Genomic DNA, 24,480 nt, shown 5'->3' on the forward strand with positions numbered 1-24,480 from the left:
GCTCCGCCGGACGGACCGCGCCGGGTCGGCCCGACGGGCCGGTGGGTCAAACGGTCAGCAGGGCATGGACCGGACGCGGGGCGAGCCGCTCCCGCCCCTTGAGGAAGCCCAACTCCATCAGGACCGTGAAGCCGGCCACCGTGCCGCCGGCCCGCTCCACCAGGTCGAGGGTGGCCTCGGCGGTGCCGCCGGTGGCGAGCACGTCGTCCAGGACCAGGACCCGGCGCCCGGCGGTGAACGCGTCCTGGTGCACCTCCAGGGTCGCCTCGCCGTATTCCAGCGCGTAGGAGGCCGAGTGGGTGGCCCGGGGCAGCTTGCCGGCCTTGCGCACCGGCACCACGCCCACCCCGGTGGCGTACGCGACGGCCGCGGCCAGCACGAACCCGCGCGCCTCGATGCCGACCACGGCGTCGAACGAGTCCGGCCCGTGGTACGCGATGATCCCGTCGATCACCTCACGGAAGGCCGTGCCGTCGGCGAAGAGCGGCATCAGGTCCTTGAACATGACCCCGGGCTTCGGGAAGTCCGGCACGTCCAGCACCCGGCTGGCGACCAGCTGGGCGACCTCCGGGCCGCTGTCTCCCCGTACCCCGGTGGTGTGGGTCTCCGTCACGGTACGTCCCATGTCCTCTCGAACGACGGCGGCGTCCGTCATGCCGCTTTCACAGCATGGCGGACGCCGTCCGGTCGATTCCTACCGGGTGTGCGGTCAGCGGCGCTTCGCGCCACCGGGCCGGTTGCCCCCGCCGCCGGCGGGGCGCCCGCCCCGGGCGCCGGTGGGACGCTTGCCGGCTGGCCGGGCGCCGACCTTCGGGGCGGCGCCGGCCAGGGCGGCCGCCTCGGGGTCGATGGTCTCCTCGGCGGTGGCCGTCGCGGCCCGCGGAGCGCCCTTCGGGGCGACCTCGCCGCGGGCGATGGCGCCACGGCGGGCCAGCACCCGCTTGTTGTGCGCGCTGATCCGCGGGTCCTGGTTCTTCAGCAGCACCAGCAGCGGGGTGGCCAGCAGGATCGAGGTCAGGAACGCCACCGCCATACCGACGAAGAGCACCAGACCCAGGTCCTTCAGGGTGCCCGCGCCCAGCAGGCCGGCACCGATGAAGAGCAGACCGCCGACCGGGAGCAGGGCGACCACCGAGGTGTTCAGCGACCGCATGAGGCTCTGGTTCAGCGCCAGGTTGGCCGCGTCGCCGTAGGTCAGGTTGTTGTTGGCGGTGATGCCCCGGGTGTTCTCCTGGACCTTGTCGAAGACCACCACCACGTCGTAGAGCGCGAAGCCCAGGATGGTGAGGAAGCCGATGATCGTCGACGGGGTGACCTCGAAGCCGACCAGCGAGTAGATGCCGGCGGTGAGCACCAGGTTCGTGAAGAGCGACGCGATCGCGGCGGCCGCCATCCGCCACTCGAAGCGGAGGATCAGGTAGATCGCCACCACCGCGACGAAGATCAGCAGACCGAGCAGGGCCCGGGAGGTGACCTGGCTGCCCCACGCCTCGGAGACCTGGCTGCCGCTGATCTGGTCGGCCTGGATGCCGAACGACTGCGCCATCTCGGTCTTGACCGCGTTGGCCTGCTCCGCGGTGAGCTGCCCGGTGCGCAACTCGTAGTACTCGCCGCTGGTGCTGCCGACCTTCTGCGCGGTGACCACCTCGGCGCCGCCGCCCTTGGTCGCCAGCGCCGCGTCGACCTTCGCCTCGGCCTGCTCCAGGGTGCCGACGCTGGCCGGCACCTGGAACGAGTTGCCGCCGGCGAACTCGATGCCGAGGCTGAAGCCCCGGACCGCGAAGCTGAGGACGGCGATCAGCACCAGCACACCGGCGACGGTGAACCACAGCTTGCGCCGGCCGACGATGTTGAGATCGGCCTCGCCCCGGTAGAGCCGGGACGCCAGACCAGTCTTAGCCATCTCAGGCCTCCTTGACACGCGGGTTGCGGGCGGTGCCCGACTCGGCCGACCGGGCCGGCAGGGCCCGGCCGAGACCGCTGACCCGCGGGGACAGGAACGCCCGGGTCCGGGCGAACATCGTCATGATCGGGTGGCGGAAGAGGAACACGACGACCAGGTCCAGGACGGTCGCCAGGCCGAGCGCGAAGGCGAAGCCCTTCACGGCGCCGACCGAGACGATGTAGAGCACCACGGCCGACATCAGAGTGATGGCGTTCGCCGAGATGATCGTCCGGCGGGCCCGGACCCAGGCGCGCGGCACGGCGCTGCGTGGGCTGCGTCCCTCGCGGATCTCGTCCTTGAGTCGCTCGAAGTAGATGACGAACGAGTCCGCCGCCACGCCGAGTGAGACGATCATGCCGGCGATGCCGGCGAGCGTGAGGGTGAACCCGATCGACCGGCCGAGCACCACCAGCGCCCCGAAGACGAGCATCGCCGAGAGCACCAGGCTCAGGAAGATGACCGAGCCGAGCAGCCGGTAGTAGAAGAACGAGTAGATGATGACCAGCAGCATGCCGATGCCGGCCGCGAGCAGACCCGCCTTGAGGTGGCTGTCGCCCAGCGTCGCGGTGACGTTCTGCTGCTCCTGCGGGATGAAGGTCACCGGCAGGGCGCCGTAGCGGAGCTGGCTGGCCAGGGCGTTCGCGCTCTTGTTGTCGAAGCTGCCGGTGATCTGCGAGTCACCGGTCAGCACGCCCTGGATCTCCGGAGAGGAGACGATCTCGTTGTCCAGGACCACGGCGACCCGGCACTTGCCGTCCTGGCCGAGCGCGGTCTGGTCGCAGGCCTGACCCTCGTTGTTGAACGCCTCGCGGGTCAGCGCCGTCCACTTCTCCTGGCCCTTGCCGGTGAAGTTCAGGCTGACCACCCAGGAGCTGGTCTGATCGAGCACGGCGTTGGCGTCGTCGACGTCGGTGCCGAGCACCTTCGCCACGTCGAGCAGGTACTTGGCGCCGGCCTCACAGGCCACCGCCTTCTGCTTCTCGTCCTTGATCGACGCCGGCGGCCGCTTGTCGAGCTGGGCGCAGGTGATGGTCGGGACGTTGAACTGCATCTCGACCGGCAGCACCGCGATCTCCTGCGGGGAGAGAGTGCCGAACGGCTTGAGCTTGTCGGCCAGCGACGGGTCGGCGGTCAGGTCGGCCGGCGCCTGGAGGCCGGACGCGGCGGCCCACGCGGCCGCGCCCACCTTCTGCTCGACGGCCTTGCGCTGCTGCTCGACGCTCTGCGGCACCGGGGCGGCGCTGGCGCTCGGGCTCGGCGCGGCGGCGCTCGGCGTGGCCGACGCGGTCGGCGCGGCGGCGCTGGCGCTCGGCGTCGGCGCCATGCCGCCCTGGCCGCCGGCGGTCGGCGACGAGGTGACCTTCGGGCTCGCGCTCGCCTTCGGCGAGGCGCTGCCGGACGGCGCCGGGGTGGCGCTGCCCGAGGGAGCCGGGGTGGCGCTGGCCGTCGGGGCCGGCGCGGCGGCCGCGCCGCTGCCGTCGGTGGCCTTGAGCACCTTGCGGAAACGCAGCTCGGCGGCGCTGCCGACGTCGGTCAGGTCCCGGTTCTCACCGGGCAGGGAGATGACGATGTTCCGGTTGCCCTCGGTGACCACCTCGGCCTCGGCCACGCCGTACGCGTTGACCCGGCTCTCGATGATCTGACGGGCCTCTTCGAGGTTGGCGGACGTCGGGGGCTTGCCGTCCACGGTGTTGGTGGCCTCGAGCGTCAGCCGGGTGCCGCCGATGAGGTCCAGGCCGAGCCGGGGCTCCAGCCGATCCTTCCAGCCACCGCTGGCGCCGCCCGAGAAGAACACCAAAAGATAGAGGACGACGAAGATGAACCCGAGAACGGCGAGCTGCCGTCCGGGGCGCATCTGTCCCTGAGGTGGTGCCACGGCTGTCCTGTCTCCCTGTACGGTCGCGCCGCTTCGACAGCGGCGGGAATGTCGGGCCGGGGGTGTCCGCCCGACTGCTCCGGCGGGTCGGCGCCGCCGGACGGCACGCCTCCCAGCGCACAACGCGGCGGCGTCGCGCGGGCTTCCCGCGTGCCGGCGTCGGACGCCGACCCAACTATCCACTTGTGTGAGTGAATCCGCTGCCCCGTCCGGGGCCGGTGGTCACTCCTTGACCGACTCGGCTTCCTCGGTGATCGTCTCGGCCTCGGGGGCCTCGGTCCGCTTCACCACGCGGGCGATCGCCGGGCGCGCGTACCGGGTCTGCACGCCCGGGGCGACCTCCAGCAGGACCGTCTCGTCCTCGATGCCGGTGACCGTGCCGTAGAGCCCGCCGATGGTGACCACCTCGTCGCCCGGGCCGAGCGCGGACTGCATCTGCTCGGCCTCACGGCGGCGCTTCTGCTGGGGGCGGATCATCATGAAGTACATGACGCCGAAGAGCAGAGCGATCATGAGGATCGGCGTCAGGCCGCCGGCCCCTCCGCCACCCGCTGCAAGGTTTTGCACGGTTGTCGACCTTCCCATTGGCCTCTGCTCCCACCCCTGAGGGGGTGCCGGAGCGGAGGCGGATTCTCACGTCCTGTACAGACCGCGGCGAAGTCTAATCCCTACACCTGAGAACACCGAATGCGGCACAGATCACGTTCGGATCACGCCTGATCGGTCTGCGCCGAGAACAGATCGGGCACGGGAGGGGCATCCGCGCCAAATGTACCATTCGGCGGAGTACGCCCCAGATGGTGCCAGGCGGCCGCGGTGGCGACCCGGCCGCGCGGCGTCCGCGCCAGCAGCCCGGCCCGGACCAGGAAGGGTTCGCACACCTCCTCGACCGTGTCCGGCTGCTCCCCCACCGCCACGGCGAGGGTGGAGAGCCCGACCGGGCCGCCGCGGAAGGAGTCGACCAGCGCGGTGAGCACCGCCCGGTCCAGCCGGTCCAGGCCGAGCGCGTCGACGTCGTAGACGGTGAGGGCGGCCCGGGCGGTCTCCAGGTTGACCACCCCGTCGGCGCGGACCTCGGCGAAGTCGCGGACCCGGCGCAGCAGCCGGTTGGCGATCCGGGGGGTGCCCCGGGACCGGCCGGCGATCTCCGCCGCTCCCTCCTCGGTGATCGGCACGCCGAGGATCCGGGCGGACCGGTGCAGCAGCGCCTCCAGGTCGGCCGGGGCGTAGAAGTCGAGGTGCGCGACGAAGCCGAACCGGTCCCGCATCGGCCCGGTGAGCAGGCCGGACCGGGTGGTCGCGCCGACCAAGGTGAACGGCTCGACGTCGAGCGGGATGGCGGTCGCCCCCGGTCCCTTGCCGACCACCACGTCGACCCGGAAGTCCTCCATGGCGCTGTAGAGCAGCTCCTCGGCCGGCTTGGCGATCCGGTGGATCTCGTCGATGAAGAGCACGTCGCCCTCGGCCAGGCTGGTCAGGATGGCGGCCAGGTCGCCGGAGCGCTCGATGGCCGGCCCGCTGGTCACCCGGATGCCCGAGCCCAGCTCGGCGGCCACGATGTTGGCCAGGGTGGTCTTGCCCAGGCCAGGCGGCCCCGAGAGAAGGATGTGGTCGGGCGGGGAGCCGCGCCGCATCGCGCCCTTGAGCAGCAGGTCGAGCTGGTCGCGGACCCGGTGCTGGGCGATGAACTCCTCCAGCCGCTTCGGCCGGACGCTGGCCTCCGCGTCCCGTTCCGCGTCGCTGACGTACGCCGAAACCAGGTTCTCGTTGCTCACGCGCTGACCTTCATTCGCGACTGCGGGGCTCGCAGACCCGGCTCACTCCTCGCGCTCATCATCGCGTGCGGCCCAGGAGGCGGATGGCCTGCTTGAGCAGGACCGGCACGGGCGGGGTCTCCCCGTCGACGGTCTCCGCCACGGCGGCCACCGCCTGCTCGGCCTGGGCGGCGGTCCAGCCGAGCCCGACCAGGGCCTGGCGGACCTGCTCCGGCCAGGCGCCGGCGGTCACCCCGGCCGCGCCGTCGACGCCGACCGGCACCGGGCCGATCCGGTCGCGCAGTTCGAGGACGAGCCGCTCGGCGCCCTTCTTGCCGATGCCGGGCACCCGGGTCAGCGCGGCGGTGTCGGCGTTGGCGATGGCCTTGCGGACCGCGTCCGGGGTGTGCACGGCGAGCACCGCCTGGGCCAGCCGCGGGCCCACCCCGCTGGCGGTCTGGAGCAGCTCGAAGAGCTGCTTGGCGTCGTCGTCGGCGAAGCCGTAGAGGGTGAGCGAGTCCTCCCGGACCACCAGGCTGGTGGCCAGCCGGGCGGGCTGGCCGACCCGCAGCTCGGCGAGGGTGCCGGGCGCGCACTGCACCGCCAGGCCGATGCCGCCCACCTCCACCACCGCGTGGTCCGGACCGGTCGCGGTCACCGTGCCGCGCACGCTGGCGATCATCGCGTTCCTCCTCGTCGTGCCCGCTCGGCGGCGGCGGCCAGCTTGGACCGGGTGCCGCCGCGCCAGATGTGGCAGATGGCCAGGGCCAGGGCGTCGGCGGCGTCGGCCGGGCGGGGCGGCTCGGGCAGCCGCAGCAGCCGGGTGACCATGGCGGTCATCTGCGCCTTGTCGGCCTGGCCGGAACCGGTCACCGCCGCCTTCACCTCGCTCGGGGTGTAGGTCTGCACGGGCAGCCCGGCCCGCGCCCCGGCGAGCACGGCGATCCCGCTGGCCTGGGCGGTGCCCATCACGGTGCGGACGTTGTGCTGGCTGAACACCCGCTCGACGGCCACAGCGTCGGGCCGGTGCTCAGCGACCAGGTCGGTGAGCGAGCGGTCCAGGTGCAGCAGGCGCAGTGGCAGCTCGTCGCCGGGGTCGGTGTAGACCACGTAGTAGGCGATCAGGGTGCAGGGGCGGCCCGGCACGCCCTCGACCACGCCGACCCCGCACCGGGTGAGCCCCGGGTCGACGCCCAGCACGCGCACGCCGCCTCCTCCCCGAGCCACCGGCAGAACGTGTGTTCGACACCCTACTGGTGCGCCCCGGGGCTCGGCCGGGCGGACACGCCGGGACCCGGCGGACACGATCCGCGCCACACACTGAAGCGGTCGAGTATGTGCCGCCGCCCCATGTGCCGCCGGCCACACAGCTCGTAACTTCTTGCGCCATGACGGCAGAACCCGTGGCGGTCCCCCACGTCGTGCAGGTCGACCTCTCCGGTCGCGCTGCGCTGGTGACCGGTGGTGGCAGCGGCATCGGACGGGCCTGCGCCCTGCGCCTGGCGGCGGCCGGCGCGGCGGTGCTGGTGGTCGACCGCAACGTGGAGGCGGCCAAGGCGGTGGCCGCGGAGGCGGGCGGCCGGGCGGAGGGCGTCGACCTGGCGGACCCGGAAGCGGTGGACCGGCTCGACGTCGACGTGGACATCGTCGTCAACAACGCCGGCCTCCAGCACGTCGCGCCGATGCAGGACTTCCCTGTGGAGCGCTTCGAGTACATCCAGCGAGTGATGGTGGAGGCGCCGTTCCTGCTGATCCGGCGGGCGTTGCCGCGGATGTACGCGGGCGGCTGGGGCCGGATCGTCAACATCTCGTCGGTGCACGGGCTGCGCGCCTCGCCGTACAAGGCGGCGTACGTCTCGGCCAAGCACGCCCTGGAGGGGCTGTCGAAGGTGGTGGCGCTGGAGGGCGCCGCGCACGGGGTGACCGCCAACTGCATCAACCCGGCGTACGTGCGGACCGCGCTGGTGGAGAGCCAGATCGCCGACCAGGCGGCCAGCCACGGCATCGGCGAGGACGAGGTGGTGGAGAAGATCATGCTGGCCCGGGCGGCGATCAAGCGACTGATCGAGCCGGAGGAGGTGGCGGAGCTGGTGGCGTACCTGTGCTCGCCGCCCGCCGCGTTCATCACCGGCGCTTCGATCGCCCTCGACGGGGGCTGGACGGCCAACTAGTGGCCGCGCGCACAATGTCGGTCATGTCGTCGCCGGTCGAGTTCCTGGAGCTGCTGGCGCGGGAGGCCGCCGCGGTCGAGTTCGAGGGCCCGCTGATCGCCGCCCGCGCCGCCGGCCTGCCCGCCGAGCGCCTCGCCGAGTTGGAGCAGGCGAAGGTGGTGGCGCTGCGGGTCCGCGCGCTGCTGGAGCGGCGGCACCGCCGCGAGACCGAGCTCTCCGGCCTGTACGACACGGCCAGCGACCTGGCCGGGCTGCGCGACCTGGACGACGTGCTGCGCGCGATCGTGCACCGGGCGCGGATCCTGCTCGGCACCGACGTGGCGTACATGACGCTCAACGACGACGAGCGCGGCGACACCTACATGCGGGTCACCGACGGCTCGATCTCGGCGCGGTTCCAGCGGCTGCGGCTGGAGATGGGCGACGGCCTGGGCGGCCTGGTGGCGCAGACCGGCACCCCGTACGTCACCTCGAACTACCAGGAGGACGACCGCTTCAAGCACACCGGGGAGATCGACGGCGGGGTGGGCGAGGAGGGCCTGGTGGCCATCCTGGGCGTCCCGCTGCGGCTCGGGTCGAGCGTGATCGGCGTGCTGTACGCGGCCAACCGCTCGGCCCGGCCGTTCGCCCGGGAGGAGGTGTCGCTGCTGGTCTCGCTGGCCGCGCACGCCGCGGTCGCGATCGACACCGCCCGGCTGCTCGCGGAGACCCGCGCGGCGCTGGAGGAGCTGTCGGCGGCGAACAGCACGATCCGGGCGCACAGCAGCTCGGTGGAGCGGGCGGCCGCCGCCCACGACCGGATGACGGCCCTGGTGGTGCGCGGCGGCGGGATGGGTGACGTGGCGGCGGCGGTCACCGAGGTGCTCGGCGGGGCGCTGCTGGCGCTGGACGCCGAGGGTCGGCGGCTGGCCCGGGTGGGCGAGATCGAGGAGCCGGACCGGGCGGACATCGTCGAGGCGGTGGCCGCGTCGCGGACCGAGGGGCGCAGCGTCCGCCGGGGTCCGCTCTGGTACGCCGCAGTGGTGGCCGGCGCGGAGAACCTGGGCGCGCTGGTGCTGCGCCCGGACGGCGAACTGGTCGACGCCGACCAGCGGATCCTGGAGCGGGCGGCGCTGGTGACCGCGCTGCTGCTGCTGTTCCGCCGGACGGTGGCCGAGGCGGAGGGGCGGGTCCGGGGCGAGCTGTTGGACGACCTGATCGCCCGGCCGCTGCGCGACACCGACGCGTTGCGCAGCCGCGCCCGCCGGCTGGGCGTGGACCTGGACGCCCCGCACGTGCTGGTGGCGGTCGGCGACGACGCGATCGCCGCCACCGGCTCGGCCCGGCAGCGGGTGCTCTCCTGGGCCACCACGTACGCCTCGACGCGGGGCGGGCTGGCCGCGGCGCGCGACGGGCGGGTGGTGCTGATGCTGCCCGGTCAGGACGCGGGCGCCGCGGCCCGGGCGGTGGCCCGGGACCTGTCCCGGGTGACCGGCCGGCCGGTGACCGCCGGGGCGAGCGGGCCGTCCACCGGCCCGGTCTCGCTGGCCACCACCTTCGCCGAGGCGGAACGGTGCCTCACCGCGCTGGGCGCGTTGGGCCGGGCCGGGCAGGGGGCGAGCACCGCCGAGCTGGGCTTCGTCGGGCTGCTGCTGGGCGCGGTCGGCGACTCGGGCGACCGGGACGTGGACCGCTTCCTCACCGCCACGGTGGGTCCGGTGGTCGACTACGACGCCCGGCGGGGCACCGCGCTGGTGAAGACGCTGGAGGCGTACTTCGGGGTGGGTGGCAGCCTGGCTCGGGCGGCGGAGCTGCTGCACGTGCACGTCAACACGGTGACCCAGCGGTTGGAGCGGGTCGGGCAGCTGCTCGGCGTGGACTGGCAGAAGCCGGAGCGCGCCCTGGAGGTGCAGCTCGCCCTGCGCCTGCACCGCCTGCGCACCCCGGCCTGACCGCTCGCCGCGCGCCGCCGGGGGTCAGCGGGCGCGGATGCCTTCGAAGACGGTGTCCACGATCCGCTCGGGGAGGATCCGCTCGTCCAGCTCCGGGTGCCAGCGCAGCACCCGCTGGATCAGCATCGGGCCGGTGAGCAGCGCCATGATCAGCTCGACGTCCAGGTCGGCGCGGAGCTCGCCGCTGTCCACCCCGCGCCGCAGCACCTCGCGCATCAGCTTCCGCCGCGGCTCGATGATGTTCTGGTAGAGCTGGAAGTGGTCCGGGCTGCGGTTCACCTCGGGCACCAGGCAGGGCATGATCCGGGCGGCCCGCGGGTCGACGTTGTGGCCGACCGCGCCGACCAGCAGCACCAGGTCGTCGCGGACGGAGTGCCCCGCGGGCTGCGGCGGCACCCCCTTGAGCCGGCGCAGCGCGTCCATCAGCAACGCGTCCTTGCCGGACCAGCGGCGGTAGATGGTGGCCTTGCCGACGCCGGCGCGGGCGGCGATCGCCTCGATGGAGAGCGCCTCGAGATTACTGCCCTCGGCGAGCAGGTCGAGGGTGGCCTCCACGATCGCCTCGTCCGCGCGGACGCTCCGCGGTCGCCCGGGCGACCGCGGAGCATCAGCTGTGGATGTCATGTCAGACATTGTCCCCGAACCTATGCGGTCCCGGCCAACTCGGGCTCGGTGGCCGGCCGGGGGTCGACCTCGATCAGCGGACGGCCCGGCATCCAGCGCAGCACGATGACGATGCCGAGCAGCGCCACCAGGGCGGAGATCCCGGCCGCCCAGTGCATCGCCGAGACGAACGACTGGTTCGCCGCGTCGATGAGCCGGGGCGCGCCGGCCCCGAGCCGGCCGGCGACGGCGTACGCCCCGGAGATCGACTCCTGGGCCGCGTCGCGGACCGGGGCGGGCAGGCCGGACACGGCCGAGGCCACGTCGTTGCGGTAGACCGCGGAGAGGACCGAGCCGAGCACCGCCACGCCGAGGGCGCCGGCCACCTGGCGGACGGTGTTGCTGACCGCCGAGCCCACGCCGGCCTTCTCCCGGGGCAGCGCCGACATGATCGACTCCGTGGCCGGCGGCATGATGTTGGCCATTCCGGCGCCCTGGACGAAGCCCAGCGCCGAGAAGATCCAGATCGGGGTGTCCGCGTCGATGAGCACGAACGCACCGAGCGCGGCGGCGGTGAGCAGCAGCCCGACCGCGGCGACCGCCCGGCCGCCGTAGCGGCGGACCATGGCGGCGCTGCGCGGCGCGAAGATCAGCTGAGCGGCCGCGAAGGGCAGGAAGAGCAGGCCGCTCTCCAGCGGGGTGTAGCCGCGGACCAGCTGGAGGTAGAACGCGCCGAAGAACATCACGCCCATGGCGGCGAAGAAGACCAGGCCGACCAGCGCCACCGGGGCGGCGAACCGGGGCACCCGGAACAGCCGGACGTCCAGCGACGGGTGGTCGCTGCGCAGCTCGTGGGAGATGAACCAGCCGAGCACCGCGAGCCCGCCGACGATTGCGGCCCAGACCTGCGGCCGGCCGAAGCCGTGCTCGCCGCCGTCGATGATGCCGTAGGTGAGCGCGACCAGACCGACCACGGAGAGCAGCACGCCGAGCACGTCCACCCGGCCCGGCCGGGGGTCGCGGGACTCCGGTACGAGGGCGGCGACCAGCACCACGCCGAGCACCACCACCGGCACGTTGATCAGGAAGACCGAGCCCCACCAGTAGTGCTCCAGCAGGGCGCCGCCGAGCACCGGACCGATGGCCACGGCCAGGCCGACCGCGCCGGCCCAGATGCCGATCGCCTTGGCCCGTTCGCGGGGGTCGAAGACGTTGGAGATGATCGACAGGGTCACCGGCATGATGGCGGCGCCGCCGACGCCCATCAGCGCGCGGGTGGCGATCAGCTGGCCCGGGTCCTGGGCGTACGCGGAGAGCAGCGAGGCCAGCCCGAACAGGGCCAGGCCGACCATCAGGAAGCGCTTGCGGCCGAAACGGTCGCCGAGGACGCCGAAGGTGAAGAGCAGTCCGGCGAAGACCAGCGTGTAGGAGTTGATCGCCCACTCCAGCTCGCCCTGGCTGGCCCCGAGGCCGTGCACCGGGTCGGCGAGGGTACGCAGGGCGACGTTGAGGATGGTGTTGTCGAGGACGACCACGAGGAGGCTGATCACCAGCACCCCCAGGATCGCCCACCTCCTCGGGTGTCCGGTGTTCTCGTGCGGTTCCACTCGGGTTCTCCCCCCGGCTCACCCGCGTCAAAATACGATACGGGACAGACTCGTAACGCTGCTGAGCGTAGGTGAGAGTGTTTCGATACGGAACGGATCCGTATCGTTTGTGGCCCAGGTCACCCCCGTCCGGGTGAGCTCGGAGGGGTCAGCTGACCTCGCGCACCTGGTGCAGGGACCGGTTGAGCTGCCGCTTCATCCACCGGGCGACAGGCCGCTCGATGAACCGGTGGATCAGCCACGCGGCGACGAGCAGCGACCCGAACAGCGCGCCCAGCAGCAGCCACGGCGACAGGTGGGTCTGGGTCTCCTTGATGACGGCGACCCCGACCGTCTGGTGTACCAGGTAGAGCGGGTAGGTCAGGGCGCCGGCCGTCGCGACCCAGGGCCATCTCACCCATCCGAAGCGGTTGAGCGCGACCGCCGCCATGACGAGGAAGAAGACCGTCACGATGACGGCCGAGGGCGCGAACGAGACGTCGCGGGCCTTGGCGAGGCCGAGCAGCCGGGTGAGCGAGATCAGCCAGGACAGCCCGACGATCGACCAGAGCAGCAGGTTCTGGCCGAAGCGGTGGATGAGATAGAGAGCGACCCCGGCGATGAAGTAGCTGGAGTAGCTGGCCGCCGTGACCTCGATGAGCCACTGGTTGCCGAACTTCGGCACGACGAGCGAGGCGACCGTCCACAGGGCGCAGAAGGCGACCACGCGGCGGTAGCTGAGACCGCGGGCGACGAGGACGGCGAACAGCAGGTAGAAGATCATCTCGACGGTGAGGGTCCAGTACGACATGTCGAGACGCGGAACGTTCAGGAAGTCCTGCATCATCGTGAGGTTGGCCAGCACGTCACGGGCCTGGAGCTCGCGCGTCATCGGCACGGCCACGAGCACGCCCGCCGACACCAGCACAGCGAACCAGTAGGCGGGATAGAGCCGCACCACGCGGGAGACGAAGAAGTCACCGACGGACCGGCCCCATGCGCTCATGCAGATGACGAAGCCGCTGATGATGAAGAACAGTTGCACCCCGAGGAAACCGTACGCGGAGGCGGAGTGCAGCGGGCCGAAGATGGACGCGGCGGCGGGGTCCCGCCACGCGCCGAGCTTGTCCCCGACGAGGTGGTACGCGACGACCATGACCGCCGCGCCGAGGCGCAGCCCGTCGAGCACCAGCAGCCGGGGGTGCCGCGCGCCGGACGGGCTCGGCGCCGTCGAGGCCGGGACGTCGGCCTGCCGGGGCAGCGTCGCCTGCTCGCCGGAGCGCGTCGGCTCGATGGTCGGGGCGGGCGCGTCGCGTTCGTCCGTCGCCTGCGTCATCGACGACTCCTCAGGGATCGGGGCGGTGGAGCTCGGCCGGAGAGATCTCGTCATGCCGGGACGCGTTCCGCCGGGGTGACCGTCCGTCCGGCACGCCGCCACTGGTACAGCAGCCAGAGCGCGGCGAGCGCGAACAGTACCAGCACCGTCGGCACGTAGGCGTCAACCGCGAGCCGCTGGGCGAGCCCGTGCAGGTGGCCCGCCTTCCAGATCAGGCCCCTCGGGATGATCTCGCCGGTCCGGGCGGGACCCGGCCACATGAGGAAGGGCAGGATCGCGGCGACCGCGACGGCGCCGGCCAGCACACGTGCCGTGCCGTGCGAGCGGCGCACGACGTCGACGAGCACCACCGCCATCGGGCCGATCCAGATCCAGTAGTGCGACCAGCTGACCGGCGAGACGAGAAGCGTGGTGAGGCCGACGACGACCATCGCCATGGCCTCCTCGCCGTGCCGCTGCAGCGCGGTCGCGAGGGCGAGGCCGGCGACCACGACGACGACCACGGACAGCATCCACCAGATCGTGTTCTGCTCATCCGTCTCGAGCAGGCGCGCGGTGAAGCCCTGCAGGGACTGGTTGCCGCCGTAGCGTGGGCCGAGGATCATCAGCACCCGGTGCGAGTCGAATGCCCGCCCGGTGAGCCAGTAGTCGTACGAACCGCCCGGCTGGATGATCGCCCCCAGGAGCGTGAGCCCCACGAAGGTGACCGTCGCGACGACGGCGGCCCGGATCCGCCGCGTGAGCAGCAGGTAGATCACGAAGAGGCCGGGCAGCAGCTTGGTCGCGGTCGCCGCCCCGATCCCGACGCCCTTCAACCGGCTGGAGTCGGACAGCGCGAGGTCGGCCACGACCAGCAGCATGACCAGAATGTTGATCTGGCCCAGGCCGAGGTTGCGCTGCAGCGGCTCGGTCCAGATCAACACGCCGCCGATGGCGGCTACCACGCCGAGGCGGCCGCGGGTGCCCTCGTAGCCGAGCATCCTGGTGGTGAACCACAGGGCGGCGAGCATCGCCGCGACACCCGCCGCGTTCATGAGATTCAGGGCGACCCGCGGGTCGAACCAGGTCAGCGGAATCAGGAACGGGAGGGTGATCGGCGGGTAGGTGTAGGGAAGGTCGAGCGTGGTGTACCCGAGTTGGTAGACGGGCTGCCCGTCGAGGAACGCGTGGGCGGCTCCGAGGTACATCATGAAGTCCGTCCCGGTGAACGGATACTCCCGCAGGAAGGCGACGTACGCGGCGAGCGAGACGGCCAGCACGGCCAGGCCAGGGACGAGGAGCCAGTTCGGCACGGGGGTGCGCGGGCGGGCGGCATGATCGGCCGCCACGCCGGCGGCGAACCGGCGGATGCGCTGGATGACCATAGTGGGCCGAATCCTAGCCCGGATCGCGCTCACGTCGGGTAACGACCCCTCGTGCGTTCAATGACTTACTGTAGCGAGTGGAACGCGCACCGTCATGCCCGGCTCGGGGGTGACCGTGACCGGCGCGGGAGTCACGCCTGACCGACCGGGGCGGGTCACCCCCGAGCTTTCCGCGGCGATCTATCCGCGGCGGGCGGCTCTCCGGCGCCGCGCCAGGTGGGCGATCGTGCCCCAGATGCCGCGCCGGAACAGCAGCACGACGAGGACGAAGATGCCGCCGGTGACCAGGCCGATCGCCTCGAAGCCGGAGAACGACAGCCAGTCCTCCAGGCGGACCACCAGGGCCGCCCCGAGCACGCCGCCCCAGAGGGTGCCGATGCCGCCGAGCACCACCACGATGACCGCCTTGCCGGAGGTGGTCCAGTGCAGCACGTCCAGCGAGACGAACCGGTGGCCGACCGCGAAGAGCCCGCCGCCGAGCCCGGCCAGGAAGCCGGAGAGGACGAACGCGGTCAGCTTGTAGCGGTGCACCGGGTAGCCGAGCGCCCGTGCCCGGGCGGGGTTGTCCCGGATGCCGACCAGCACCCGGCCGAACGGCGAGTGCACGATCCGCCAGGCGGCGAAGAGGCCGAGCAGCACGATCGGCAGGATCGCGTAGTAGAAGTAGTAGTCGTCGGAGAGGTCGGCGCCGAAGAACTCCCGGGGCACGCCCTGCAGGCCGTTCTCGCCCTGGGTGACCGAGCGCCACTCGTTGGCCACGTAGTAGACCATCTGCGCGAAGGCCAGGGTGACCATGGCGAAGTAGATGCCGGTGCGCTTGACCGCGAGATAGCCGATCGGCAGCGCGAGCAGCGCCGCGGCCAGGGCGCCGGCCAGCACGGCCGCCGGGAAGGGCAGCCCGGCGTGGATCGCGACCAGTCCGGTCACGTACGCCGAGGTGCCCCAGAACGCAGCGTGCCCGAAGGACATCAGCCCGGTGAAGCCGAGCAGCAGGTCCACCGAGACGGCGAAGAGCGCCCAGCAGAGGATGTCCACGGCCACCGCCGGGTAGAGCCCGTTCGGCAGCCAGAGGGCCACGACCAGGCCGGCGGCGAGTAGCGCGTACCGGAGCCAGCCGGGCGCCCGGGCCACGGCGAGCAGCCCGGACGGCGGGGCGGGCCGGGCGGACTCCTCGGCGGGGGTGTCGACGGCGCTGGTCATGCCGGTGCCTCCTCACGGCCGAACAGGCCGGCCGGCCGCCAGAGCAGCACCGCGGCCATCACCACGAACACGACGGTCTGCGACACGATCGGGAAGTCCGACAGGTACGCCTCGCCCCAGGCCTGGACCAGGCCGATGCCGAAGCCGGCCGCGACCGACCCGAAGATCGACCCGAGCCCGCCGATCACCACCACCGCGAAGACCACGATGATCAGGTCGGCGCCCATCAGCGGGTTCACCGCCCGCATCGGGGCGGCGAGCACCCCGGCCAGGCCGGCCAGGGCGATGCCGAAGCCGAACACCGGGGTGACCCACTTCCCCACGTCGATGCCGAAGGCCCGGGTCAGCTCGGGGCGCTCGGTGGCGGCCCGGACCACCATGCCGACCCGGGTCCGGCCGAGCACCCACCAGACCGCGGCGCACAGCAGCACCGTGAAGCCGAGGATGAAGACCCGGTAGGTGGGGAAGTCGAAGAGTCCGAAGTCGACCGATCCGGTCAGCCCGGCCGGGGTGGCGTACGGGCTGGACTGCACGCCGTACCGGGACTTCACCAGGTCCTGCAGGATCAGCGTGAGGCCGAAGGTGAGCAGGAAGTTGTAGAGCGGGTCGAGCCGGGTCAGCCGGTGGATCACCGCCCGTTCCAGCACCATGCCGAGCAGGCCCAGCGCCAGCGGCATGATCACCAACGCGGCCCAGAACGGCACGCCCGCCTCGGCGAGCAGCACGTACGCCCCGAAGGCGCCGAGCATGTAGAAGGCGCCGTGGGCGAAGTTCACCACCCGGAGCATGCCGAAGATGACCGCGAGCCCGAGGGCGAGCAGGGCGTAGAACGCCCCGCCCACCAGCCCGTTGAACGTGTTCTGCAGGAAGCCTGACATCAGCCCGTCACCTTGCCGTCTTCCGTTCGCGACTGCGGGGCTCGCGGAACCGCTCGCTCCTCGCGCTCACAGCTTGCAGTCGGCCGACGGGGCGCGGAACGCCTCGGCCGCCGGGATGGTCTTGAGGATCTTCACGTAGTCCCACGGCTCGCTCACCTCGGCCTGCGGCTTCACCTGGGCCAGGTACGCGTCGTGGATGACCCGGTGGTCCTCGGCGCGGATCTTGCCGTTGCGGAGGAAGAGGTCGTTGATCTCCTTGCCCTCCAGGCCCTTCACCACGGTGTCCGCGTCGTCGGTGCCGGCGGCCTGCACGGCCTCCAGGTACTGCATGGCGGCCGAGTAGTTGGCCGCGTGGGCGAACGACGGCCGGGTGCCGGTCTCCTTCTGGAACCGGTCGGCCCACTCCCGGTTCTGCTGGTCGAAGTTCCAGTACCAGGCGTCGGTGTAGGTGGTGCCGGCGAGCGCCGCCGGGGTGAGCGAGTGGATGTCGGTGATGAACATCAGGCCCACGGCCAGCTCGACGCCCTTGTCCCGGAGCTTGAACTCGTTGTACTGCTTCACCACGTTGACCAGCTCGGCGCCGGCCTGCATGGTGCCGAGCACCTGCGGCTTCGGGTTCAGCGTCGGAGCCTTGAGCAGGAACGACGAGTAGTCGCCGCTGGTGTTCGGGAACGGCGCGCCGTCCTTGCCGATGACCGTGCCGCCGGCCGCGGTGATCGCCGCCGAGAAGCTCTTCTCCATGTCCTGCCCGAAGGCGTAGTTCGGGTAGAGGATGTACCAGTTCTTGCCGACCTGCTGGGTGGTCACCGTCCCGGTGCCGTGCGCCAGCATGTAGGTGTCGTACGCGTAGTGGAACGTGTACTTGTTGCAGCTCTTGCCGGTCAGGTCGGTGGTGGCTCCGGTGATGTTGAAGTAGAGCTTCTTCTTCTCCTTGGCCACGTCGGCGACCTTCAGGGCGGCCGAGGAGGTCGGCACGTCGAGGATGGCGTCGACGCCCTTGCGGTCGTACATCTCCTGGGCCTTGCTGTTGGCCACGTCCGGCTTGTTCTGGTGGTCGGCCGTCTCCACGCTGATGTTCTTGGTGACGGCCTTGTCGCCGTACTTGGCCTTGAAGTCGGCGATGGCCATCTCCACGGCCTTGACCGAGTTACGCCCGGACAGCTCCGAGTAGGCCCCGGACTGGTCGTTGAGGACACCCAGCACGATCTTGTCGCCGGTCAGCTTCTGGTCGCCGCCGGACTGCGGGCCACCGCCGCCGCAGCCGGCGACCAGCACCGCCGCCGCCGAGGCGGCGGCCACACCCACGCTCCTGCGCATGTCAAATCCTTCCGTACCGCGCGGTCCGCGCGGGTCAGCCGTCGGTTGTCAGATTCCGAGGTACGCCAGCAGCTCGCGCTCCCGCGAGCGCACCTCGGAGTTCTCCATCGCCTCCGCGATCCGTCCCTCGGCCAGCAGGTAGTGCCGGTCGGCGACGCCGGTGGCGAAGTGCAGGTTCTGCTCGACCAGCAGCACGGTCACGCCGTGCTTCTTGGCCTCCCGCAGCAGGTCGCCGACCTGCTGCACGAGCAGTGGGGACAGGCCCTCGGTGGGCTCGTCGCAGAGCAGCAGCCGGGCGCCCATCCGCAGCACCCGGGCCAGGGCGAGCATCTGCTGCTCGCCGCCGGAGAGCATGGTGGCCGCCGAGTCACGCCGCGTGTAAAGGGCGGGGAACGCCTCGTACACCCGCTCCAGCGGCCACGGGTCGGGGCCCACCCGGGGCGGCAGGGTCAGGTTCTCGGTGACGGTCAGGGTGGCGTACGCGCCCCGGTCGTCGGGGACCCAGCCGAGCCCGAGCCGCGCCCGCTTGTACGCCGGCAGCTTCGTGATGTCCCGGTCGTCGAGGCTGACCGTGCCGCGCTGGCCGGGGTGCAGCCCCATCACGGAGCGCAGCAGGGTGGACTTGCCGGCGCCGTTGCGCCCCACCAGGGTGACCACCTCGCCGGCGGCCACCTCCAGGCTCACGTCCCGCAGCACCTGGGCCTCGCCGTACCAGGCGGAGAGGTTCTCAATGCGCAGCATCGGCGGCTCCCAGGTAGGCGGTGATGACCCGCTCGTCGGCGCGGACCTGCTCGTACGGTCCCTCGACCAGGACCTTTCCGGCCTGGAGGACGGTGACCGTGTCGGCGAGCCGGCCCACCACGCTCATGTTGTGTTCGACCATGACCACGGTCCGGCCCGCGCGGACCCGGGCGATCAGGTCGACGGTGCGGTCCACGTCCTCCAGCCCCATCCCGGCGGTGGGCTCGTCGAGCAGCAGCACCTTCGGGTCGAGGGCGAGCGCGATGGCCAGTTCCAGGGCGCGCTTGCGCCCGTAGGCGAGGGCCTCGGCCGGGGCCTCGGCCAGCTCGGCGAGGCCGACCATGGCGAGCAGTTCGTCGGCCCGGTCGCGGTAGCGGCGCATCAGCTTCGCCGAGCGCCAGAACCGCCACCCCAGCCCGCTGGACGACTGGAGGGCCAGCTCGACGTGCTCCCGCGCGCCCAACTGGGGGAAGAGGCTGGTGATCTGGAAGGAACGGGCCACGCCGAGCCGGGCGACCCGTTCCGGGGGCAGGCCGGTGACGTCCCGGCCGGCCAGCTCGATCCGGCCGGCGCTGGGCGGCAGAAACCCGGTGAGCAGGTTGAACAGGGTGGTCTTGCCCGCGCCGTTCGGCCCCACCAGGGCGTGCACGGTCTCCGGCGCCACGTCGAGGTCGACCCCGTCGACCGCCCGGAAGCCCCGGAAGTCCCGGGTCAGCCCACGGGCCGACAGGATCGCTTGCCCGGCCATCGCCTCACCCTCCGCAGGTCCTCATCCCGCGTCGGCCAGGTCGGTGACCGGGGTCACAGGGCCGACGCGTGCAGGAAACCTACGGCGCACCGGCAGAGTCGAGCCATGTCGATCCCCCACACATTCGGCCCGGATGGCACGGGCCCGCCCGCCATAGGGGGCGGGCCCGTGCGCGGGCTTCCGGACGGATCGTCGGCCGTCGACATGTGGTGCGCCACCGTCATCGGGCGGCGGCGTACTCCGGGAGGTCGAGCCCGTCGGCCTTGCTGAAGAAGAGCCGGGTGGCGAGCCCGCGCAGCGGGCGGGAGGTCATGGCCCGCATCGACGCGTCGCGCATCCGGATCGCGGTCCGGCTGGCCGGCAGGAAACCGGAGATGCCCCCGCCCGGGATCTCCTGGCTGCGCGTCACGTGCGGTCGCAGCATTTCCTCGTAGCGGCGGTAGGCCACCGCGTGGTCGCCGCGCGCCGCGGCCAGCTCGCCGGCCAGCAGGTACGCGCCGACCAACGCGAGGCTGGTGCCCTGCCCGGTGAGCGGGGACGGGCACCAGGCGGCGTCGCCGAGCAGGGCCACCCGCCCGGCGCTCCACCGCTGCATCCGCACCTGGCCGTACCGGTCGAAGTAGAAGTCGCCGGCCTCTGGGGCGGCGGCCAGCAGCTCGGCGGCGCGCCAGCCGACGTCGGCGAAGCGCTCGGCGAGCAGCCGCTGCTGGGCGGCCGGGTCCCGCCGGTCAACGTCGAGTTCCGGGGAGCGGAAGCTGAAGAACGCAGCGGTCCGGCCGTCCCGGGTCGGGCGGGTGCCGACCACCCGACCGCCGGGCGCGTTGTGCAGCAGGAACCAGCCGGTCTCGTCGCGGTACGGGGTGGAGAAGTAGGCCAGGTAGGCGCCGAGGGACCGGACGTACGCCGACTCCGGGCCGAACGCCAGGGCCCGGGTGCGGGAGTGCGAGCCGTCCGCGCCGACCACCAGGTCGACCGTGCGCGGGGCGGAGCGGGCGAAGGTCAGCCGCACCCCGTCCCCGGTCTGGTCCAGCGTCTCGATCGAGTCGTCGAAGACGTACTCGACGTCGTTCCGGGTCTCCTCGTAGAGCAGCCGGGCCAGGTCGCCGCGCTGGATCTCGATGTCGGCGACGATGCCCTCCCCGCCGAAGGCGTGCACCGGCAGCCGGGCGCGCGTCCCGCCCCGCTCGTCGACGTATGCCATGCCCTGCTCCCGGACGGTCTCGGCCCGGACCCGCGCGGTCAGGCCCATCCGGTCGATCACCTCGCGGGCGGTCCCCCGCACGTCGACCGCCTGCCCGCCGGGGCGCAGCCCGGGGGCGCGTTCCACCAAGGTCACGGCGAAGCCGTGCCGGCGCAGCCAGAAGGCGAGGGCGGGGCCGGCCACGCCGGCGCCGGAGATGAGCACGGTCCTGTCGTTCATGGTGTTCTCCCGAGATCACGCGTACACCGTCAGCCGGTTCCGGCCGGGCGCTGCGCGTCACGCTAGGTCCGGCGCGCCGCACGCGCCCGGGACGACCTAGTACGCTGCCCCTCCGGGGCCACTCGGCGGACCCGGTGTACTAGTACGCTTTCGGAGCGGAGGTGCCGGGGATGGCGCAGCGTGGTCCGGGTCAGGAGCCGCCGTACCGGCGGATCGCCGCGGAGATCCGCCGCCGCATCGACCTGGGCGAGCTGCGGCCCGGCGACCGGGTGCCCTCGGCCCGGCAGCTCACCCGGGAGCACGGGGTGGCCATCGCCACGGCCACCCGGGTGCTCGCCCTGCTCCGCGCCGAGGGGCTGGTGCTGACCCGCCCCGGCGCCGGCACCGTCGTCGCCGAGCCGCGCCGGGAGTCGGCGCGGCCGGAGCCGGAGCTGAGCCGGGAGCGGGTGCTGCGCACCGCGGTGGCGCTGGCGGACGAGGGCGGCCTGGCCGCGGTGTCGATGCGGCAGATCGCCGCCGAGCTGGGCGTGGCCACCATGTCGCTCTACCGGCACGTGCGCGGCCGGGACGAGCTGATCCTGGCGATGGCCGACGCGGCGCTGGCGAACGCCCCGCTGCCGGCCACCGAGCCGGCCGGCTGGCGCGCCCGGCTGGACCTGCTCGCCCGGGCGCAGTGGGCCGTCTACCGGCGGCACCGCTGGGTGCCGCACGTCATCTCGATCGCCCGGCCGCAGCCGCTGCCGCACGGCATGTCGCACACCGACCGCGCGCTGCGGGCCACTGCCGGCCTGGGCCTGGACCCGCAGGTGCGCTGGCACGTCGCGGTGACCCTCATGGCGTACGTGAAGGGCATCGCCACGAACCTGGAGATGGGCGCGCAGGCGGTGCAGGACACCGGCCTCACCCACGACGAGTGGGTGGACCGGCAGCAGGCCACCTTCCAGCAGATGATGGCCGGTGGCGGTCTGGCCACCATGGACGCGCTGACCAGCGGCGGCGTCGACCTGGACCTGGAGAGCGTCTTCGACTTCGGCCTGCGCCGGCTGCTCGACGGATTCGCCGCGCTGATCGAGGGCGGGGTCAGTCCGGGAAGGTGACCACCCAGCGGGCGCCCTCGCCCCGGGCCAGCCGGTCCAGCGCCGCGGGCGCCTCCGCCAGCGGGACGGTGCCGCTGACCAGCGGAGCCAGGTCCAGGCTGCCCTCGGCAAGCGCTGCGGCCAGCTCCGGCACCTCCCGGTCCGGGTCGGACGAGCCGTAGACCGAGGAGCGCAGGGTGCGGGCCGAGTGGAAGATCTCCAGCGCCGACAGGCTGAGCAGGTCGTCGCGGCCGCCCATGCCGACCACGGTGACCGCTCCCCCGCGCCGGGTGCAGCGCCAGGCGGCCCGGATGGTGACGGATCGGCCGACGCACTCGAAGGCGTGGTCCACGCCGCGCCCCTCGGTGCGCGCCCGGACCTCCTTGCCGAGCGTGTCGTCGGAGCGGAGGAAGTCGGTGGCCCCGGCGGCGAGGGCCAGGTCCCGCTTGGCCTCGGCCACGTCGACGGCGAGGATCGGCGCCGCGCCGGCCCGCCGGGCGGCGGTGAGCACGGCGAGGCCGACCCCGCCGAGGCCGATCACCGCGACCGACTCGCCGGGGGCGACGCGGGCGGTGTTGCGGACCGCGCCGGTGCCGGTGAGCACCGCGCAGCCGAGCAGGGCGGCCTGCTCCGGCGGCAGGCCGGCCGGGATCTCGATGGCGGCCCGCTCGGGCACCACCACCTCCTCGGCGAGCGCGCCGAGGCCCAGGGTGACCTGGAGCGGGCCGCCGTCGGCGGTCTCGCCCCGGGCCACCGAGGGCCCGGTGTTCGCGGTGCAGAGCCAGGGCTCGCCGTGCCGGCAGTGCCAGCAGGCCCGGCAGGCGGGGGCCCAGTTGAGCACCACGGGCGTGCCGACGGCCAGCCGGGTGCCGGGGCCGGCCTCGGCCACCACGCCGGTCGCCTCGTGCCCCAGCACCAGCGGGTACACGGGCGCCACCGTACCGTCCACCATGGCCAGGTCGGAGTGGCAGAGGCCGGCGGCCCGGATCCGGATCCGCAGCTCGCCGGGGCCCGGGTCGGGCAGGCGTACCTCCTCGACGGCCGGGGTGGCGCCCCGGCCGCGGACCACGAGCGCCCTCACCGCTGGATCGCCTTCAGCTCGGTGAACTCCTCGACGCCGTAGCCGCCCAGTTCGCGGCCGAGGCCGGACTGCTTGTAGCCGCCGAACGGGGCGAGCGGGTTGAACGCGCCGCCGTTGACGTCCACCTGGCCGGTGCGCAGCCGCCGGGCCACGGCGAGCGCCGCCTCCTCGTCGGCGGACCAGACCGCGCCGGCCAGCCCGTACCGGGAGTTGTTGGCGATGGCGACCGCCTCGTCGGTGTCGGCGAACGGGATGACCGCGAGCACCGGGCCGAAGACCTCCTCCTGGGCCAGCGCGCTGTCCGGATGCACGTCGGCGAGGACGGTGGGGGCGACGAAGTGCCCGCGCGGCGGCAGCGGCGCGTCCGGGCCGCCGGCGACCAGTCGGGCGCCGTCGGCGAGGGCCCGGTCGACGTGCCCGCGGACCCGCTCGGCCTGGGCGGCGGAGACGAGGGGGCCGAGCCGGGTGGCCGGGTCGAACGGGTCGCCCAGCCGGTATCCGGCGACGGCCGCCGCGACCAGGTCCAGCGCCTCGGCGTAGCGGTCGCGGTGGACCAGCATCCGGGTCCAGGCGGTGCAGGTCTGGCCCGAGTTGAGCAGCGCGTTGCCGACGCCGACCTTCACGGCGGTGGGCAGGTCGGCGTCGGCGAGGACGACGTTGGCCGACTTACCGCCGAGTTCCAGGGCGACCCGGGCGATCCGGTCGGCGGCCAGGTGGGCGATCCGCCGGCCGGTGGCCGTGGAGCCGGTGAACGAGACCAGGTCGACGTCGGGGTGGGCGGCGAGGGCCTCGCCGACGACCGGCCCGGTGCCGGGCACCAGGTTGACCACCCCGGGCGGCAGCCCGGCCTCGGTGACCGCGTCGAAGAGCAGGTACGCGGTGAGCGGCGTCAGCTCGCTGGGCTTGAGCACCACCGTGCAGCCGGCGGCGAGGGCCGGGGCCACCTTGGCGACCACCTGGTGCAGGGGGTAGTTCCACGGGGTGATCGCGCCGACCACGCCGACCGGTTCGCGCACGACGAGCGAGTTGCCGACGGTCTCCTCGGCCGGCGGGCGCGCGGCCAGGTCGACCATGCTGCGCAGCACGGTGAGCGGCAGGCCGGCCTGCACCCGGGTGGCGAGCTTGAGCGGGGTGCCCAGTTCGAGGGCCACCGTGCGGGCGATGTCGTCGGCCCGGGCGGCGAGCGCGGCGTGCAGCCGGTCGAGGTGGGCGGCCCGCTCCGCCGGGGCGGTGGCGGCCCAGCCGGGGAAGGCGGCCCGGGCGGCCGCGACGGCCCGGTCCACGTCGGCCGGGGTGCCGGCGGGGACCTGCCCGATGATCTCCCCGGTGGCCGGGTTCTCGACCGGGATCGTCCCGCCGTCCGACAGGTCGACCCAGTCCCCGGCGACGTGCAGATGGCGGCGGACCAGCAGGGCGGGGGGCGCGTCGGCGAGATCCATGTCGTCCTTCCCGG

The 24,480-nt window shown here is 72.9% G+C and carries 22 protein-coding genes; 3 read left to right on the forward strand and 19 right to left on the reverse strand.

The annotated features are described in order from the left end of the window. Positions 1–46: 46 nt before the first annotated feature. The 7 genes from AB0F68_RS04225 to ruvC form a co-directional block, all read right to left on the reverse strand. Positions 47–613 carry an adenine phosphoribosyltransferase gene (locus tag AB0F68_RS04225; protein ID WP_357332916.1) on the reverse strand — a complete coding sequence of 189 codons (567 nt, stop codon included), beginning with the start codon at positions 611–613 and terminating at the stop codon, positions 47–49. Positions 614–709: 96 nt separating this feature from the next. Beyond that, complete coding sequence (gene secF / locus AB0F68_RS04230; RefSeq protein WP_357332917.1) at positions 710–1,903, reverse strand: protein translocase subunit SecF; 1,194 nt, start codon at positions 1,901–1,903, stop codon at positions 710–712. 1 nt (position 1,904) lies between these two features. After that, positions 1,905–3,821 (reverse strand): protein translocase subunit SecD, encoded by a 1,917-nt coding sequence (secD, locus tag AB0F68_RS04235; RefSeq protein ID WP_357332918.1) that lies wholly within the window; start codon positions 3,819–3,821, stop codon positions 1,905–1,907. Between the two features lie 222 nt (positions 3,822–4,043). Continuing rightward, positions 4,044–4,406 carry a preprotein translocase subunit YajC gene (gene yajC / locus AB0F68_RS04240; RefSeq protein WP_357332919.1) on the reverse strand — a complete coding sequence of 121 codons (363 nt, stop codon included), beginning with the start codon at positions 4,404–4,406 and terminating at the stop codon, positions 4,044–4,046. 125 nt (positions 4,407–4,531) lie between these two features. After that, positions 4,532–5,596 (reverse strand): Holliday junction branch migration DNA helicase RuvB, encoded by a 1,065-nt coding sequence (gene ruvB, locus AB0F68_RS04245; protein ID WP_357332920.1) that lies wholly within the window; start codon positions 5,594–5,596, stop codon positions 4,532–4,534. A gap of 58 nt (positions 5,597–5,654) precedes the next feature. Then, complete coding sequence (gene ruvA, locus AB0F68_RS04250; RefSeq protein WP_357332921.1) at positions 5,655–6,257, reverse strand: Holliday junction branch migration protein RuvA; 603 nt, start codon at positions 6,255–6,257, stop codon at positions 5,655–5,657. Beyond that, positions 6,254–6,781 (reverse strand): crossover junction endodeoxyribonuclease RuvC, encoded by a 528-nt coding sequence (ruvC, locus tag AB0F68_RS04255; RefSeq protein ID WP_357332922.1) that lies wholly within the window; start codon positions 6,779–6,781, stop codon positions 6,254–6,256. The genes ruvA and ruvC overlap by 4 nt, the downstream gene beginning before the upstream one ends. A 182-nt stretch (positions 6,782–6,963) precedes the next feature. Between ruvC and AB0F68_RS04260 the strand changes: the two genes are divergently transcribed. Further along, positions 6,964–7,746: a 3-hydroxybutyrate dehydrogenase gene (locus tag AB0F68_RS04260; protein WP_357332923.1), complete on the forward strand. Its 783-nt coding sequence runs from the start codon at positions 6,964–6,966 to the stop codon at positions 7,744–7,746. A gap of 14 nt (positions 7,747–7,760) precedes the next feature. Continuing rightward, entirely contained in the window at positions 7,761–9,677 is a 1,917-nt protein-coding gene (locus AB0F68_RS04265; protein ID WP_357333323.1) for a helix-turn-helix domain-containing protein, read from the forward strand. 24 nt (positions 9,678–9,701) lie between these two features. On the opposite strand, the gene AB0F68_RS04270 is transcribed toward AB0F68_RS04265, so the two are convergent. The 10 genes from AB0F68_RS04270 to AB0F68_RS04315 form a co-directional block, all read right to left on the reverse strand. Beyond that, the gene (locus AB0F68_RS04270; protein WP_357332924.1) at positions 9,702–10,310 is read right to left on the reverse strand and encodes a TetR/AcrR family transcriptional regulator; all 609 of its coding nucleotides are present in this window, start codon (positions 10,308–10,310) and stop codon (positions 9,702–9,704) included. Positions 10,311–10,321: 11 nt separating this feature from the next. After that, the gene (locus AB0F68_RS04275) at positions 10,322–11,887 is read right to left on the reverse strand and encodes an MFS transporter (RefSeq protein ID WP_357332925.1); all 1,566 of its coding nucleotides are present in this window, start codon (positions 11,885–11,887) and stop codon (positions 10,322–10,324) included. A gap of 148 nt (positions 11,888–12,035) precedes the next feature. Beyond that, positions 12,036–13,202 carry an acyltransferase gene (locus AB0F68_RS04280; RefSeq protein WP_357332926.1) on the reverse strand — a complete coding sequence of 389 codons (1,167 nt, stop codon included), beginning with the start codon at positions 13,200–13,202 and terminating at the stop codon, positions 12,036–12,038. 50 nt (positions 13,203–13,252) lie between these two features. Then, complete coding sequence (locus AB0F68_RS04285) at positions 13,253–14,566, reverse strand: glycosyltransferase 87 family protein (protein WP_357332927.1); 1,314 nt, start codon at positions 14,564–14,566, stop codon at positions 13,253–13,255. Between the two features lie 180 nt (positions 14,567–14,746). Then, positions 14,747–15,766 (reverse strand): branched-chain amino acid ABC transporter permease, encoded by a 1,020-nt coding sequence (locus AB0F68_RS04290; protein ID WP_357332928.1) that lies wholly within the window; start codon positions 15,764–15,766, stop codon positions 14,747–14,749. Next, complete coding sequence (locus AB0F68_RS04295; RefSeq protein WP_357332929.1) at positions 15,763–16,644, reverse strand: branched-chain amino acid ABC transporter permease; 882 nt, start codon at positions 16,642–16,644, stop codon at positions 15,763–15,765. Before AB0F68_RS04295 ends, AB0F68_RS04290 begins: the two co-directional genes overlap by 4 nt. 66 nt (positions 16,645–16,710) lie before the next feature. Further along, positions 16,711–17,961, reverse strand: coding sequence for an ABC transporter substrate-binding protein (locus tag AB0F68_RS04300; protein WP_357332930.1), 1,251 nt, complete (start codon positions 17,959–17,961; stop codon positions 16,711–16,713). Between the two features lie 48 nt (positions 17,962–18,009). Then, on the reverse strand, positions 18,010–18,702 hold the full coding sequence (locus tag AB0F68_RS04305; protein ID WP_357332931.1) for an ABC transporter ATP-binding protein: 693 nt from the start codon (positions 18,700–18,702) through the stop codon (positions 18,010–18,012). Then, positions 18,689–19,450 (reverse strand): ABC transporter ATP-binding protein, encoded by a 762-nt coding sequence (locus AB0F68_RS04310; protein ID WP_357332932.1) that lies wholly within the window; start codon positions 19,448–19,450, stop codon positions 18,689–18,691. The genes AB0F68_RS04305 and AB0F68_RS04310 overlap by 14 nt, the downstream gene beginning before the upstream one ends. A 220-nt stretch (positions 19,451–19,670) precedes the next feature. Next, entirely contained in the window at positions 19,671–20,870 is a 1,200-nt protein-coding gene (locus AB0F68_RS04315) for an FAD-dependent monooxygenase (RefSeq protein ID WP_357332933.1), read from the reverse strand. Between the two features lie 170 nt (positions 20,871–21,040). Between AB0F68_RS04315 and AB0F68_RS04320 the strand changes: the two genes are divergently transcribed. Continuing rightward, a complete protein-coding gene (locus tag AB0F68_RS04320; protein WP_357332934.1) occupies positions 21,041–21,967 on the forward strand; it encodes a TetR/AcrR family transcriptional regulator C-terminal domain-containing protein in 927 nt (308 codons plus the stop codon). On the opposite strand, the gene AB0F68_RS04325 is transcribed toward AB0F68_RS04320, so the two are convergent. Together AB0F68_RS04325 and AB0F68_RS04330 are read right to left on the reverse strand one after the other, a co-directional pair. Next, positions 21,951–23,027, reverse strand: a complete 1,077-nt coding sequence (locus AB0F68_RS04325; RefSeq protein WP_357332935.1) for a zinc-binding dehydrogenase — start codon at positions 23,025–23,027, stop codon at positions 21,951–21,953. The genes AB0F68_RS04320 and AB0F68_RS04325 overlap by 17 nt on opposite strands. Continuing rightward, positions 23,024–24,466, reverse strand: coding sequence for an aldehyde dehydrogenase family protein (locus AB0F68_RS04330; protein WP_357332936.1), 1,443 nt, complete (start codon positions 24,464–24,466; stop codon positions 23,024–23,026). The genes AB0F68_RS04325 and AB0F68_RS04330 overlap by 4 nt, the downstream gene beginning before the upstream one ends. Positions 24,467–24,480 lie beyond the last annotated feature (14 nt).

Origin of the sequence: Micromonospora sp. NPDC023966 (assembly GCF_040639095.1) — a bacterium.
Lineage (GTDB): Bacteria > Actinomycetota > Actinomycetes > Mycobacteriales > Micromonosporaceae > Micromonospora.

Excerpts from the sequence above, each read along its gene's own strand:
- AB0F68_RS04270 (WP_357332924.1), bottom strand. The coding sequence starts at position 10,310 with ATGTCTGACATGACATCCACAGCTGATGCTCCGCGGTCGCCCGGGCGA.
- AB0F68_RS04300 (WP_357332930.1), bottom strand. The coding sequence starts at position 17,961 with ATGCGCAGGAGCGTGGGTGTGGCCGCCGCCTCGGCGGCGGCGGTGCTG.
- AB0F68_RS04315 (WP_357332933.1), bottom strand. The coding sequence starts at position 20,870 with ATGAACGACAGGACCGTGCTCATCTCCGGCGCCGGCGTGGCCGGCCCC.
- yajC (WP_357332919.1), bottom strand. The coding sequence starts at position 4,406 with ATGGGAAGGTCGACAACCGTGCAAAACCTTGCAGCGGGTGGCGGAGGG.
- AB0F68_RS04310 (WP_357332932.1), bottom strand. The coding sequence starts at position 19,450 with ATGGCCGGGCAAGCGATCCTGTCGGCCCGTGGGCTGACCCGGGACTTC.
- AB0F68_RS04280 (WP_357332926.1), bottom strand. The coding sequence starts at position 13,202 with ATGACGCAGGCGACGGACGAACGCGACGCGCCCGCCCCGACCATCGAG.
- AB0F68_RS04305 (WP_357332931.1), bottom strand. The coding sequence starts at position 18,702 with ATGCTGCGCATTGAGAACCTCTCCGCCTGGTACGGCGAGGCCCAGGTG.
- AB0F68_RS04320 (WP_357332934.1), top strand. The coding sequence starts at position 21,041 with ATGGCGCAGCGTGGTCCGGGTCAGGAGCCGCCGTACCGGCGGATCGCC.
- AB0F68_RS04260 (WP_357332923.1), top strand. The coding sequence starts at position 6,964 with ATGACGGCAGAACCCGTGGCGGTCCCCCACGTCGTGCAGGTCGACCTC.
- AB0F68_RS04295 (WP_357332929.1), bottom strand. The coding sequence starts at position 16,644 with ATGTCAGGCTTCCTGCAGAACACGTTCAACGGGCTGGTGGGCGGGGCG.
- AB0F68_RS04265 (WP_357333323.1), top strand. The coding sequence starts at position 7,761 with ATGTCGGTCATGTCGTCGCCGGTCGAGTTCCTGGAGCTGCTGGCGCGG.
- ruvA (WP_357332921.1), bottom strand. The coding sequence starts at position 6,257 with ATGATCGCCAGCGTGCGCGGCACGGTGACCGCGACCGGTCCGGACCAC.
- secF (WP_357332917.1), bottom strand. The coding sequence starts at position 1,903 with ATGGCTAAGACTGGTCTGGCGTCCCGGCTCTACCGGGGCGAGGCCGAT.
- AB0F68_RS04285 (WP_357332927.1), bottom strand. The coding sequence starts at position 14,566 with ATGGTCATCCAGCGCATCCGCCGGTTCGCCGCCGGCGTGGCGGCCGAT.
- AB0F68_RS04330 (WP_357332936.1), bottom strand. The coding sequence starts at position 24,466 with ATGGATCTCGCCGACGCGCCCCCCGCCCTGCTGGTCCGCCGCCATCTG.
- AB0F68_RS04290 (WP_357332928.1), bottom strand. The coding sequence starts at position 15,766 with ATGACCAGCGCCGTCGACACCCCCGCCGAGGAGTCCGCCCGGCCCGCC.